13 protein-coding genes are annotated in these 13,984 nt (G+C 61.2%); 6 read left to right on the top strand and 7 right to left on the bottom strand.

Annotated features, from left to right (window positions below):
• The first annotated feature begins 97 nt into the window (after positions 1-97).
• Positions 98-1,327, top strand: a complete 1,230-nt coding sequence (locus JF539_RS16680; RefSeq protein WP_207141830.1) for a M24 family metallopeptidase — start codon at positions 98-100, stop codon at positions 1,325-1,327.
• Between the two features lie 60 nt (positions 1,328-1,387).
• Here the strand turns inward: JF539_RS16680 and JF539_RS16675 are convergent, their stop codons facing one another.
• On the bottom strand, positions 1,388-1,960 hold the full coding sequence (locus JF539_RS16675) for a TetR/AcrR family transcriptional regulator (RefSeq protein ID WP_207141829.1): 573 nt from the start codon (positions 1,958-1,960) through the stop codon (positions 1,388-1,390).
• 182 nt (positions 1,961-2,142) lie between these two features.
• On the opposite strand from JF539_RS16675, the gene JF539_RS16670 reads away from it, so the two are divergent.
• The 5 genes from JF539_RS16670 (at position 2,143) to JF539_RS16650 (ending at position 5,802) form a co-directional block, all read left to right on the top strand.
• Entirely contained in the window at positions 2,143-2,691 is a 549-nt protein-coding gene (locus JF539_RS16670; protein WP_207141828.1) for a carboxymuconolactone decarboxylase family protein, read from the top strand.
• Positions 2,692-2,763: 72 nt separating this feature from the next.
• Entirely contained in the window at positions 2,764-3,228 is a 465-nt protein-coding gene (locus JF539_RS16665) for a DUF1348 family protein (RefSeq protein WP_207141827.1), read from the top strand.
• 77 nt (positions 3,229-3,305) lie between these two features.
• On the top strand, positions 3,306-4,190 hold the full coding sequence (locus tag JF539_RS16660; protein ID WP_207141826.1) for a sensor histidine kinase: 885 nt from the start codon (positions 3,306-3,308) through the stop codon (positions 4,188-4,190).
• 209 nt (positions 4,191-4,399) lie between these two features.
• On the top strand, positions 4,400-5,263 hold the full coding sequence (locus tag JF539_RS16655; protein WP_207141825.1) for a cysteine hydrolase: 864 nt from the start codon (positions 4,400-4,402) through the stop codon (positions 5,261-5,263).
• Positions 5,264-5,340: 77 nt separating this feature from the next.
• Complete coding sequence (locus JF539_RS16650) at positions 5,341-5,802, top strand: YHS domain-containing (seleno)protein (RefSeq protein ID WP_209017365.1); 462 nt, start codon at positions 5,341-5,343, stop codon at positions 5,800-5,802.
• A 56-nt stretch (positions 5,803-5,858) separates the two neighbouring features.
• On the opposite strand, the gene JF539_RS16645 is transcribed toward JF539_RS16650, so the two are convergent.
• The 6 genes from JF539_RS16645 to JF539_RS16620 form a co-directional block, all read right to left on the bottom strand.
• Positions 5,859-6,389: a hypothetical protein gene (locus JF539_RS16645; protein ID WP_207141823.1), complete on the bottom strand. Its 531-nt coding sequence runs from the start codon at positions 6,387-6,389 to the stop codon at positions 5,859-5,861.
• A 112-nt stretch (positions 6,390-6,501) separates the two neighbouring features.
• A complete protein-coding gene (locus JF539_RS16640; RefSeq protein ID WP_207141822.1) occupies positions 6,502-9,171 on the bottom strand; it encodes a hypothetical protein in 2,670 nt (889 codons plus the stop codon).
• A gap of 273 nt (positions 9,172-9,444) precedes the next feature.
• Positions 9,445-10,722: a CynX/NimT family MFS transporter gene (locus JF539_RS16635; RefSeq protein ID WP_207141821.1), complete on the bottom strand. Its 1,278-nt coding sequence runs from the start codon at positions 10,720-10,722 to the stop codon at positions 9,445-9,447.
• Positions 10,719-11,396 carry a FadR/GntR family transcriptional regulator gene (locus tag JF539_RS16630; RefSeq protein ID WP_207141820.1) on the bottom strand — a complete coding sequence of 226 codons (678 nt, stop codon included), beginning with the start codon at positions 11,394-11,396 and terminating at the stop codon, positions 10,719-10,721. Before JF539_RS16630 ends, JF539_RS16635 begins: the two co-directional genes overlap by 4 nt.
• Before the next feature lie 343 nt (positions 11,397-11,739).
• Complete coding sequence (locus JF539_RS16625) at positions 11,740-12,564, bottom strand: phosphodiesterase (RefSeq protein ID WP_207141819.1); 825 nt, start codon at positions 12,562-12,564, stop codon at positions 11,740-11,742.
• A gap of 71 nt (positions 12,565-12,635) precedes the next feature.
• Entirely contained in the window at positions 12,636-13,898 is a 1,263-nt protein-coding gene (locus tag JF539_RS16620) for an extracellular solute-binding protein (protein WP_207141818.1), read from the bottom strand.
• Between the last annotated feature and the right edge of the window lie 86 nt (positions 13,899-13,984).

Here is a 13,984-nt window from a genome sequence, read left to right as displayed (position 1 = left end):
AATTTGGCCTGGCGGGCCGGCTTCTTCCAAAGAAGCCGGCCCGCTTTGCGTTTCAGGCCACGTTTGCTGAAGATCAAAAACGAGGAAGGAGCTTCCAATGAGTGACGACATGATCCGCATCTATGAGATGAACAACGGCGAGAAGGCCTTCTCGCCCTTCTCGCCCGCGGAAATGGACAGCCGGCAGGAAAAACTGAGAAAGCTGATGGCGGACCGGCAGATCGATGCCTGTCTCTTCACCTCCTATCACAACATCTGCTACTACTCCGGCTTCCTCTACTGCTACTTCGGCCGCAAATACGGCTTCCTGGTCACCCAGGACAAGGCCACGACGATTGCCGCCGGCATTGACGGCGGCCAGCCCTGGCGCCGGACACACGGCGACACGGTCATCTACACCGACTGGCGGCGGGACAATTATTTCTTCGCCATCCAGTCACTGCTCGAAATGCCCAACACCGCCATCAAGAGGATCGGGATCGAATTCGACCATGTGTCGCTCGACATGAAAAAGCTGCTCGAGGACGCCCTGCCCGGCGTCGAGCTTGTCGATATGGCGGCGGATGCCATGGCGCAGCGTACGATCAAGAGCGCGGAGGAACACGTGCTGATCCGCGAGGGCGCGCGTATCTGCGACGTCGGCGGCGCGGCCCTGGTCGACGCGGTTCAGGCCGGCGTGCCCGAGCATGAGGTGGCGATCGCCTCCACCAACGCCATGATCCGGGAGATCGCGAAATCCTTCCCCTTCGTCGAACTCATGGACACCTGGACCTGGTTCCAGTCCGGCATCAACACGGACGGTGCCCATAACCCGGTCACCAACAAGCGCGTCGAGGCCGGCGACATCCTCAGCCTGAATTGCTTCCCGATGATCTTCGGCTATTACACCGCGCTGGAGCGCACGCTCTTTTGCGAATTCGCCTCCGACGAGCACCTGCGTCTGTGGGAGATCAACTGCCATGTTCACCGCGAGGGGCTGAAACTGATCCGTCCGGGCGCGCGCTGTTGCGATATCGCCTCGGAGCTCAACGACATCTACCGCAGTCACGACCTCCTGAAATACCGCAGCTTCGGTTACGGACATTCCTTCGGCGTTCTCAGCCACTACTATGGTCGCGAGGCCTCGGTCGAACTGCGCGAGGATGTCGAAACGGTGCTGGAACCGGGCATGGTCGTCTCCATGGAGCCGATGATCATGATCCCGGAAGGTGCGCCGGGTGCCGGCGGCTACCGGGAGCACGATATTTTGATCGTGACGGAAGACGGCGCGGACAACATCACCGGCTTCCCCTTCGGGCCGGAGCACAACATTATTGCAAAACGCTGACCTCACCCCATCGTGACCTCATGCCGGGGAGCGCGCCTGCTCCCCGGCATGAGGAGATCATCAGTTGCCGGTCGGCAAAAGGCCCTCGGCGATGGACTTGGCGGCCTTCGCCGCTTCCGGCATGCCGCGAACATGGGCCGTGGCGATCGCGCCTTCCTTCAGCAAGGCCAGCTGCTCGGCCAGCGCAGCCGGGTCTTCTGCTCCCGCCTCGGCGCAGAGCCGCTCGAGATATTCCACGATCCTCTGTTTGTGCTCGGCACAGGTGCGATGGATCGGGTGCAGCTGGTCTCCAAACTCGCTCGCCGCGTTGATGAAGGCGCAGCCGTTGAAACCGAGCGATTTGAACGCCTTGCCCTGAAACCAGGTTTCGAGCGCGTCGAACATGGCCAGAAGCCGTTCCCGCGGATCCTGCGACGCCTTCTCCATCTCGCTCATCAGCCAGTTGCGGAACTGTTCGTCCCGACGGTTGAGCACGGCAAGGATCAATTCGTCCTTGGACCGGAAATGCTTGTAGAGCGTCATTTTCGCCACCCCGGCTTCGGCAAGGATCTTGTCGATACCTGTGGCATTGAATCCGTGCATGTAGAAAAGCCTGAGGGCGGTTTCGACGAGCTCATCCCGGCGCGATTGCATTTTTTCAGTCTCCAGTGATCAGACAGTTCTGTCTATTTTTCCTATAGTTAGCCTTTTGAATGCGGCACAACAAGGACCGCTGGCAATTTTTCTGTCTTTAGGGCGCTTGTAAATAGACAGACTTGTCTGTATATCATCAACAGCGCAAGGACGCGCCTACCGATAGAACAAGGTGACAAGACATGCCTCGTATCCAGCTTCCCGCTTCCATAGAAGAAGCACCGTCCGCATCCCGCCCGCTGCTTGAGGGTGTGAAGAAAATGCTCGGCTCCGTGCCGAACCTGTTTCGCTTGACCGCCAACAGCCCGGCTGCCCTTGAGGGCTACCTCGGCCTGAACGGCGCACTCGCCAAGGGGAGCCTCAACCCGCAGACCCGTGAGCGTATCGCCCTTGCCGTCGCCCAGTTGAACGGCTGCGGTTACTGCCTTTCGGCGCACACCTATCTGGGCAAGAACCTTGCGAAGCTGGACGATGCCGAAATCGCCGCCAACCGGAACGGCACATCGAACGATCCCCGCGCCGACGCCGCCGTTCGCTTTGCCGTAAAACTGGTCCGCGAGCGCGGCCACGTGAGCGAAGCCGATATCTCCGCCGTGAAGGTCGCGGGATACAGCGAAGCGGAAATCGTCGAGATCGTGGCCCACGTCGCTCTCAACACCCTCACCAACTACCTCAACGAAACCTTCGCCACGCCGATCGATTTTCCGGTCGTCGACACGAAGGTCGCGTGAGGCAGACGGGCCCGCGGTCTCGGACCCCACCGTCCGGCCGCGGCGCCCAACATCCCGCAAGGAGATATTTTCATGACCCGTCCGCCCCTTCCTCCCTTTAACGAAGACACGGCCGCCGAAAAGGTCCGTTTGGCCGAAGACGCCTGGAACGGCCGGTCTCCGGAAAAAGTGGCGCTGGCGTACACGGCTGACAGCCTCTGGCGGAACCGCTCAGATTTCATCAGCGGACGCGAGGAAATCATCGCGTTCCTGACGCGGAAATGGACCCGGGAGCTGGACTACCGGCTGATCAAGGAACTCTGGGCCTTCACCGGGAACAGGATCGCGGTCCGCTTCGCCTACGAATGGCGCGACGAAAACGGCTCCTGGTTCCGGTCCTACGGCAACGAAAACTGGGAATTCTCCCAGGACGGACTGATGCGCCACCGCATTGCGTCCATCAACGACCTGCCGATTTCCGAAAACGACCGCCTGTTCCGGTGGCCTCAAGGTCCACGACCGAAGGATCATCCGGGACTGTCGGACCTCAACCTTTAACGGACGCAGCCGGCGATGCCCGTTCCGCTCCGGCTGGAGGCAGCGGGCATCCGCCATTCAACGCACTGGGGGAAATTATGAATAGAAACCAATTTTTCGAATACGGCCTCGCAAGCGCCAACGGCGCGGCTCCCTTCCAGGCTCGTTTTTTTCAGCCTGAAAATTCTTCCGGCAAGGACGACCGCGACGCCTTCAGCAGCGCGCTGTCCATTGTCGCCCATGACCTCCGCGGCCCGCTGGCCAATCTGGCACTGCTCATTGAAGACATTGAGAGAAGCGCCCAGGACGAACGGTCCCCGGCAATCGCCGGCAAGGCAACGCGCGCCGACCGGATTGTTCAGCAGATGTCGGGGATGCTGAGTGCGATCCTGAAGCGCGCCCGCGACAACCGCGACCCGCTTTCCTGCGACCCTGCACCGGTAAACCTTGTCGACATTCTCGAATTGGCGGTAACCGTCAACCAGCCGCTTGCCCGCCAAAGGTCAGTCCGGTTCTGTTGTCACGCCATCGATCCAGTGCCCTGTTCCGCCGACGCGGAACTGCTTTACGAGGTCTTCGACAATCTGATCGGCAACGCGGTCAAACATACTAGGCCCGACACGACGGTTATCTGCGAAACCGGCCCGGCGGACGACGGCGGAACCTATGTGCGTATCAGCGACGAAGGCCCGGGCTTTACCGCTGCGGATCTCATGCGCGCCTTCCGTCCGTTTACCCGGCTCTCCTCAAAGGCAGGCTCCGAAGGGCACTCTTCAGGCCTCGGACTTTGGATCGCCCGCCTGATCGCCGAGCGCCACGGCGGACGGATTGAAGCGAAGAACCGCAAGGACACGGCCGGAGCCGAGTTGACCCTCTGGCTGCCGCCGACACGGCCGGGCGACACCAAACCCGCAACCGCAAGAAAAAGCAACGCTTCGCGGTCGCCTTATCCCTTCACCGGCGGGATGCCCTTCCGGCCCTGAGTTTCCGGCTCTGAGTTTCCGGCCTTGAATTTCCGGCGCCGCGACCGCGGTGCCGGTCTTCGAAAAACGGACGCAAGACCATTTGCAACGCGGGACGCCGTTTCCGCGAACGGGGAACTGCTGCTTCCCCTCCGGGGTTTGCGCGGCCGTCGACCCGATGGCGCCTCGACAAGACGGGCGCCATCCAACCCAAGCAGAGGAGTACTGACATGGAATGCGATCATGACAAGGAATGCGGTTGCAACGTGACTGCCGAAACCGTGGATCTCGCCCGCCGCCGCCTGCTCGCGGGTGCTGCGGGTGCCGCTGTGGCGGGAACGGCCGCTGCCGCCGTCGCTTCCGGCCCAGCATCCGCCGCCACCGAAGAAGCCCGCGCGCATTACGCCGACCCCGAAAAACCCGGACTGCCGCAGGTCGACATGACCATCGAGCCTGGCCGCACCGCCCTTGTGGTCACCGATCCCCAGATCGATTTCCTGTCCAAAGACGGTGTGACCTGGGGCGTCGTTGGCGAAAGCGTGACCGAGCAGGGCACGGTCGACAACATCGAACGGCTGTTCAAGGCCGCCAAGGCGGCGGACATGCCGGTCTTCATCTCGCCACACTACTATTACCCGCACGACCATCAGTGGCAGTTCGAAGGCACTCTGGAAAAGACCATGCACGCGATCGGCATGTTCGACCGTCTCGGCCCGCTGTCGCTTGAAAACTTCGAAGGGTCCGGCGCCGACTGGATGCCGCAATACAAGAAATATATCGAAGACGGCAAAACCATCGTCTGCTCGCCGCACAAGGTCTACAGCCCGGCGCAGAATGACCTCAACCTTCAGCTCCGCAAGCGCGGCATCGACAAGGTGATCCTTGCCGGCATGTCCGCCAACCTGTGCACCCAGGCCCATCTCTACGAACTGCTCGAGCTCGGCTACGAAGTCGCGGTGGTGCGCGATGCCACCGCCGGCGCCAAGGTTCCCGAGGGCGACGGCTACCTCGCCGCCATCATCAACTTCCGAATGGTCGCGAACGGGGTCTGGTGGACCGACGACGCGGTCGAACGGATCGCACGTTCCGCCTGAACGAAATCATCTGAAATCAGCATATTCATACTCAAGGAAGGACCAGTTCGATGAAATCCAGATATGCAATTCCGATTATGTTGGCTACGGCAGCAGTTCTCACGCTTTCCTCGACCGTGTTCGCCGCGGACGAAGTCAATGTCGCAAACGGTCTGACCCTCACCGGGCATCCGCTCGGCCTGCACGGGGTCGATCCGGTGTCCATGTTCGACGGCGAAACGCCGGGTCTCGGCGACGCCGTTCACACATCAGAACATGAGGGCGTGGACTATTACTTTGCCTCCGCGAAAACGAAAGAGCGCTTCGACGCCGAACCCGAGGCCTTTCTTCCGCAGTTCGGCGGCTTCTGCGCCTTCGGCGTTTTCGTCGGCAAGAAGCTCGATGGCGACGTCCGCTACGCGGATATCGTTGACGGCAAACTCTATCTCTTCGTCAACGCGGCGATCTTTCAGAAGTATCTGGAGAAAAGAGAAGAAGTGATCGAAGGCGCCTTCGCGAAATGGCCTGAAATCCGGTCCGAGGCGGTTGGCGATCTTTGATCCGAGACGGCAAACAGGCGAGCCGCGCAACGACGCGGCTCGCCTCATCAAAAATGTCACTGGCGCGCGGATGCCCAGTCTTGTGCCAGATCGTCGTAATACTTCTTTTTTTCCGCCCACACGATTTCGAACCTGGGCAATTGCCGAACCATGTTCAGCACTTCCGGCGGCACTCCCGGTGGAGGCATCCTGCCCGGATCGAAGTGAGAACTGGAGTAGGTACAGAGCTCCAGGCGCACCAGGCAATCCAGCAGCTCCTTCTTGAAGGCCGCATGCTCGCAAAGCTGGATAACCGCCACGACCAGGGAATCGTAGTCGCATCCCTGATCCTTGTTGCGCGCGATGACCGCCTCAAACTCCTCGGCCGGGCACGAGAAGACATACCGCGAGCCGCTTTCTCCGATGGGTTCCATGAGCTTGAGGCCGGCAAGGATGATCGCGGCTCTCTGCAATGCGCTTTCCGAAGCACAATCCAGCATTTTAACGGGTGGCTGGCCGGCAGAGAGAGGCTCTTCACAGTACCAATTGTCGTGAATATGGTTTGCGAGAGCCAGCGCAATTTCTTCATAGGGGACGGCTTCATCCATGCACCGAATCTACCAGTGGCAGCGATTAACCTCAACGTGCATTCTCTGAAAGAACACACTCTCAAAATCACTTTCCAACGATTTTAAAAGCAATTTCCATTTACCTGGCGACTCAGGAAACCGGACTGGAGAACGTGACCTGCGGAGGCGCGTCGTAGCCGCTACCCGAGGCCGTCACGGTCACACCGGTCACCTTCCCGCCAGAGACCGTCGCAAACGCCTCGGCCCGCATCCCGCTCTGCGAACGCGAGAAGCTGACGGTCGGCGCGCTCTTGTACTCGCTGCCCGGATTGATGACCTGGACGCCTTGCACGCCTCCGGCGAGCCATACGGCCACGCCCTGGGCTCGTACGGCATCCGGAAAACGACAGACCGTCAATGTCATTGTCGCACCGTCGGCAACCGTCCCGTCCATTTTCGACGGCACGGCCGTTGGGATGGCGCTACCGCTGGAGCCGAGCGGCGTTTCGTCCTCGGAAAAGCCGTAGGCAAGGTTCTGCAGGTAGATCGACGCCGCTCCCGTACGATCGGTGTCCCCGTCGAGCGTTCCGTAGTGCAGGAACTTCGAGAACGGACAGTACCGCGATGTGAAATTCGGAAAATTCGGACTGGAGTGCTCGGTGTACCAGTTTTCGGTCGCGGTCCAGGCGGAATTGCTTAAGCCGACGCCCTTCTGATCCGTTTTGAACACACCGTCCATCGCGACGCCGCGGCAGAAAGCCTGGACGATCTGGTCCCAGACAGCCCCTTTGGTGTCGGAGGGAATGCCGGCCTGTCCCCAGACCCAGGTGGCATTGGCCAGGCTCTGGGATTGCCCGGTCGAGGCGACAGGTTTCGCGATGTCAAAGAGGACAGTTCCAGCTTCGTCCGACGTGAGGCTGAACTCGAATGCCTGGTACTCTTGGTTGTAGACGCCCTTGTAGCAATCGGTTCCGACCGCGACCCGTAGAACGTTGTCTTTCGCGAAAAAAGCATCGATCGTCGCATCCCACCATGTTGCCAGGGGATCGGTCTTGGCGGTTTCCAAAGACTGGTTGGCAAGCCAGTCCTTGGGCGCCGCGATCACGAAGAACTGATCTCGTGGAACGCTTGGCGGCGCGGCGAAGACTGGAGTGTCGAGCGTTCCTCCGCCCGTGACGCTGCCAACGGCAAACGACTGACCGCTTGTCGCCGAAAGATAAACGACACCTCCGGAAAGACCGGCGTTCGATGGAATGGCAACCACCGTGTAGGATCCGTCGACGCTCTCAGAGAAAGTACCGTCGGGCACGTTGCTCAACTGCGCCACCGAACCGGCAGTCGGCGCCGTTCCCGAACTGGTCGCGACGACGAGATTGGCCGAGCCCGTGGCGATGACACCGAACGTGGTTGGCGTCACGGTTCCGGTGGCGTTTGAAGAGGGACTACCGGCAGCTGCGTAGGTGAAGGTCTCCGCTGTCAATGACGTATCGGTCAGGCCGGTCTCCAGCACCGTGAACGTTCCGTCATAGGGGGCATTTGCCCCGGCAACGGTGATGCTTTGCCCCGGAACCAGACCATGGGGGCCGGACGTCGTGGCCTGAATGATAGCGCTGCCGGGGTTCGCGGCAGCCAGGCTGACACCCGACAGTGTCCCGCCTTGCCCGCCTGCCGCCGCAATGGAGCACGGGTTGGCGGAAACCGCCCCGTCGTAAAGCAGGCGGCCAAACGCCCCGCTGGTCCGTACGTCCTCCGGCTCTTTGCCGATAAAGGCGGTGAAGGCCCTTCCGACAGCTTCACGATCGAAGCCCTGAAGCTTTGGGTTGACGCCGACCTGCGACGGACCGGAGGAGACCCCGGAGGCCTTCAATGTGAGCGGCAAGGCAAATCCGTCCACCTGACTGACATCGAACGTCGAACCACGGCCTTCTCCCGCATAGTAGAACTCGACGATATCCGCAACGGAATTCCCGGCCTGCTGGCCAACGCGGAACGGTGCGATGCTCAGGTTGCTGAGATTCGCGGTGCCTGGCGTGATCCCCAGCGGAAACGGAAGCTCCCCTGCCGGGGTGACCATCGCAACAAGCTGGGCGGAACAACCTTCAATGCCCGCGTCGAGCGAAATACTGCGCTCGTTCGTCGAAGGGTTCCATGGCAGCGCCATCAGATTGACGGGCATCAGCGAGACGACCTGGACGGAGGCTCCGGTCAGATCACCGACCGTTCCGCTGGCTGAGGCAAAATCGAACTGGATCTCGTTCGAGGCCAGAGCCGGATTGCTAGACGGGTTTTGCGCAACGGTACGGACCCCGTTCCACGCAACGCCGTCGCCAGAGAGCCCGGAGAGGTATATCGGCGAATTGAGCGGAATATTGGCGGGCCACTGGAGCCCGAGGGTGACCATGCCGTCGGCGCCTTTGGCGCTCTTGATCTCCCACGTTGAGAGCAGTTCCGGCAAGTACACGGCACCGCCTGTGCCAGCATTCAGACTGAAAGGATAACTGAACTGAAACGTGCGCGCTGAGGGATCCGTGGCGGTGACCTTATAGACGCCGTTGTAGCCAGTAACACTGACGCCTGAAACATAGACCGTGTCGCCGACCTGAACTTCGTTCGCAACCGTTGTCGTGATGGTCGCCGTGCCGTTTTCCCAGCTGGCGTCGGCAATCAAGACCGCCGCCTGGACGAAGCGCCCCTTCCAGCTCAGCACGTTGAGACTGTCGGGCCCTCCCTCCGCCGTCGTGTTGCCCGGAATTCCGTGTCCCGTGACATAAACAGACCCGCTGTTTATTTGCGTATCGTCAACAATATCGAGTTTGATCAATGTAAGCCCCTGTATGACATGCCTGAAACACCGCATCCGGATACCGGTTGAAGTCACCCGGCCGCTTTGAAGACTTGCCACTCCAGCCAGGGTGGAAAGTTCCGCGCTCCGTGAAAAATCAACTCTTGGTTGGATTATCTACAGGGAAATATCTAAAAGGGTATTACGAAGCTCCTTCGCATTTTGTCAAATTTATCAGGGGTTCATCGCGCCCCCTGACCAGACAGCGTGAACCGGGAGATCAGGCCGGGACAGCCGCGCACAGCGCCTTTTTCAGTCGACTTTCAAGACCTTGACGTTAACGTGTACCGCCCGGCCAGCGAACCATCCATTGACCGCCGCTCCCAGCCCCAGCGCCAGAAACAGCACCGCGCTCCAGGTAAAACTTCCGGTCCAGCCACGAATGAAGCCGACAATCAGCGGGCCGATCGCAGCAAGCGTGTAGCCGACGCATTGCGCCATGCCCGAGAGCTGGGCCGCGGCGTGGGAATCTTCCGTTCTGAGAACGATCGCCGTCATCGCCGCCGCGATCAGCCCGCCCTGTCCGATGCCCTGGACAATCGCCCAGACCCAGACCGTCGAAAGCGGTGCGAACAGCAAGCCCATCAGGGCACCGGCGGACATCGCGCACAGCACCACATTGATCAGCCGCTGATCCTTGCCGCGCACAGCGATATGCGGAACGATGAGACAGGAGCCGGCCTGGATCATCACCGAGACGGACACGATTGCGCCGGCGGTGACCCCGTCGAGCCCGCGCGCCCTGAGAATCGGCACCAGCCAGCCGAAAACACAATAGGCGAGCGCGGACTGGAGCCCCATGAACAGGGTGACATGCCAGGCGATCCTGTCCCGCCACATTCCCTTGACGGTAAAACGGCCCCCCCGCGCCTGCCCGTTCGCGGCAAGCACTTGCGGCAACCACAGGACACCGACCAGCAGGGCCGGAAGGGCCCAGACCGCCAGGGCACCGTTCAGCGAACCGCCGAGCGCGTTTTGCAGCGGGATGGTCAGTCCGGCAGCGGCCGCCGCCCCGCCGCACAAGGCCATCGTGTACCAGCCGGTCAGAAGCGCCGCCTTGTCGGAAAAGTCTCGTTTGACCAGGCCGGGCAGAAGCACGTTGCCGACCGCGATGCAGGCCCCGGCAAGCGCGGTGCCGAAAAAAAGCAGCGGAACGGAATCGAGGCCACGCAGGGCGGTTCCCAGCGCAAGCAGAAAGACGACGGCAAGCAGCGTACGTTCCGTGCCGACCGCGCGCGCCAGACGCGGAGCGAAGGGCGAGAACAGGCCGAGACAGACCACGGGAAGCGTCGTCAGCAGGCTTGCCCCGGTATTCGACAGCCCGAAACCCGCCCGGATTTCCGGAAGAAGCGCCGAAGCACTGGAGAAGACCGGACGAAGGTTGAAGGCGATGAGAACGAGGCTCGCCCCCAGCACAAACCGTGCGACGGCACTCGGGCCTGCCGCGGGTCCAGGAGCCGGGATGACGCCGGTCTCTTCCGCGTCGATCAGCTCGATCGATCCCGGATCGACGGGTGCCGTTCTGGTCATGAGGAAAGCAGCCGTTCCAGATCGCGCAGAACCGGCGCCATGAAACGGCGCACGGCGGCCTCCGCCTTGTCCGGATCGCCGGTCTCTATGGCGTCGACGATCGATGCATGGGCGGCCATGTCCGGCTCCCGCAGTTCCTCGCCCAGCGTCGCCTCGATGGTCTCCCCGATGATGGAGGAAAAGAAGGCATACATGTTGACCAGAACGCTGTTTTGCGACGCCGCCACGACGGCCTTGTGAAAAGCGAAGTCCTTCGCCACGAAGGCCGCCTTGTCGCACCCGTCGTAATTCCCGCGCTCGTTGAGAAGCCGGCGCAGCTCCGCGATCACCTCCGGTGTCCGGCGATGCGCCGCGAGCCTGGCCGCTTCCGCGTCGAGCGCCAGCCGCGCCTCGAACTGATCGCGCAGGGTCGCGCGGCGCGCCATTGTCAGGGGCCCGATCGTGTCGACCGCCGAAAGCACATAGGTTCCCGATCCTTGCCGCGTCTCGAGAAACCCTTGCGACACAAGAATGCGCACCGCTTCGCGCACGGTGCCGCGGCTGACCGACAACTCCTGTGAAAGCGTCGCTTCATTGGGCAGCTTGTCGCCGACCGGCCAGCGGCTACGGACGATTTCCGTCCGGATCGCATCGGCGGCGCTGTCGGCCAGGCTGGTTCTCGCTATGGATTGCATTAAAGTCACCAAGTCATCTGATGATATGGTGATAATGGAAATACCGGAAATTGTCTATCGGGATCGACACCCTCCTTGCAGCAGCGCTATGCCCCCCCTGCGGGGTGCGTCCGCATCGCACCGCCGGAGGATCGGGCAGATAGCAAAGGAGCCCCATGAAGGCGGAACCCGCGCAGGCAGGTGAAAAACCGCGGTTCCCGTCAGGGTCGGCCCGGCCAAGAGGCGCAAAGCCGGACCCCAGTCCTAATCCGGAGCGAATGCAATCAACCGATCTCTCGTCGAAAGGAGCGGCAGACAAACAGGATTGACGGCACTCATTCGGACGACTTTCAAAATCGCCAAACTAGCGGATCATGGTCAGCCGGTCCCAGTCGGCGTATTCCGGCGAGCCTTCGCCGCGGATTTCACCCGCGTAGCCGAACTCAACCATATGGACCATCGTGCTTCTGCTGTCGGCCAGGATGACCGCGTAAGCCTCGGGCAGATCGGAACTGCTCAGGTTTCGCTTGGCTCCGAAATCGGGCCACCCGGCGTGATTGGTGCCACGCGGCGCGCTGAAGGGCACCCCATGGAGGGAACCGCACAACGGCAAATGACAGTGGCCATGGAAAATATGGGAGATCTTGGCCGAATGCCGGGCGATCACCTCCCCGAAGGCCTCCGCGTCCTGAAGCATGATCTTGTCCATGGGACCGATGCCGATCGGCACCGGATTGTGGTGCATGAACAGCCAGACCTTCTTGTCCTGGGCCGACAGTTTCTCGTCCAGCGAGGAGAGACGCTTTTCGCAATAGAACCCGGCGTGGCTCTCCGGCCCCCAGGTATCGAGCGTCATACCTGTCCCCTCGGGCAGGTCGAAGACCTCCTGCACGAAGCCGTCGTCGTCGGCGAATTCGGGAAAGACCGACAGGAACACGCTTCGCTTGTCGTGATTGCCGATGCACAGACGCACCGGAACCGGGTAGTCCGAGATCATGTCCTTCAGACGCTTGTAGTCCTCAAGGTCGCCCCAATCGGAGAGGTCCCCGGTGATGACCAGCGCATCGGCATCCGCGTGATGCTCCAGGGCATGGTCGAGCGCTTTTTGAAAATTGATGTTCGGCTCGCGTCCGCCGATGGTCTGTCCAGGTGCCGTCAGGTGAATGTCGGTGAATTGCAGGAGCTTCACGCCGCGCCCTTTCTTGGTTGGGAATGGAAACGCCGCCCGGAGGCCCGGGCGGCGCAAATTCATTGGAAAGGTCAGTTGCCGGACGGCAGAAGATCCTGAGTTTCTTCCGCGAGCTGTTCCTGCAACTCTTCCATGTCGTCGTATTCACCCGTGACGATGCCTTCGATGCCATCGTAGATGACCTGCGTAACGGCCAGGCCGTTGTCGCCCGGATAGGCCTGCCAGTCGCGCAAGAGCGGCAGCTGGCGCACCGCGGTTTCCTTGTTCGGGTTCTCTTTGTAGAAGTCGGCCAGGATGACTTCGTTGGCCGCCTTGTTCGGCGGCATGTAACCGGTGGTGCGGGCGACTTCTGCAGCCCCCTGACCGGAGGTGATGAACTTCAGCCAGTTCCAGGCCGCCTGCAACTTGTTCGGATCCGTCGACGTGGAAACGAGCATCGCGGCGTTGCCGCCGGCCGGCAGGCCTTTCGGGCCGGAGGCGTCCAGCCCCGGGAACTCGTGGGTCGTCAGGACGAAATCGCCCTTGGCGCGCTCGACGGCACCCAGAGCGGAAGTGGACCAGAACATCATGCCGATTTCACCGGCTGAGAACGACGACAGCGCGGCCTTCCACTCGATGTTCTGCATGTCGCATTCGCGGAAGATCTTGTGCATGGTCTTCAGCGCGGTCAGGCCTTCCGGGCTGTCGATCTGGATGTCGTTGCCTTCCATGGTCGCCTTGTCCTGGGACCACATCAGCGCCTGCAGGAACCAGTTGCCGGTGATGTTCCAGCCCCAGAAGATCGGGTTCTTGACGTCGGCTTCGCGCAGCTTGCCGCAGGTCTCGACGACTTCGTCCCAGGTTGTCGGCAGCTGATCGACGGAAGTGATGCCGGCCTTGGCCATCACGTCCATGTTGTAGTAGCCGACCGGCAGGGAAACGGAGAACGGCAGACCGTGAACTTCACCGTTGAAGGTGCCGAGCTTCAGCATCGCCTCGTGATAGCCGTCCTTGGCGAAGTTTTCCTCAGCCTGGATGAACGGCTCGAGCGACCTTGCGATGCCTTTGTCGACCAGGATCGCCTGACGGTTCAGGCCCTGCATGGTGACGTCCGGCAGTTCGCCGGCAACGGCTTCACGCAGGATGGTGTTGGACGCATCTTCGTAGGATTCATACGAGGCGCGCATCTTCACTTCGATGTTGGGATATTTCTCGTTGAAGAGCGGCAGGATCTTTTCATAGGTCACATCGAACAGGTGGCTGTAGGGATAAGCGAATTCGATGGTGATCTTGTCTTCCGCCTGGGCCGTGCCGGCCGCCAGAAGAAATGCTATTGCAGTCAGACACTTTTTCATGGAAGTCTCCGTAATGTTGCCGATGGGGCGGTCAGGTCGCCAAACTCGCCCGCACCCGGTTGATCCCCTTCGGGATTTCGGTAATG

This window comes from Roseibium aggregatum (assembly GCF_017309185.1).
Classification (GTDB): domain Bacteria; phylum Pseudomonadota; class Alphaproteobacteria; order Rhizobiales; family Stappiaceae; genus Roseibium; species Roseibium aggregatum_B.
Note: the sequence above shows the minus strand (reverse complement) of the source record. Positions and strands in the feature narration are given on the sequence as shown.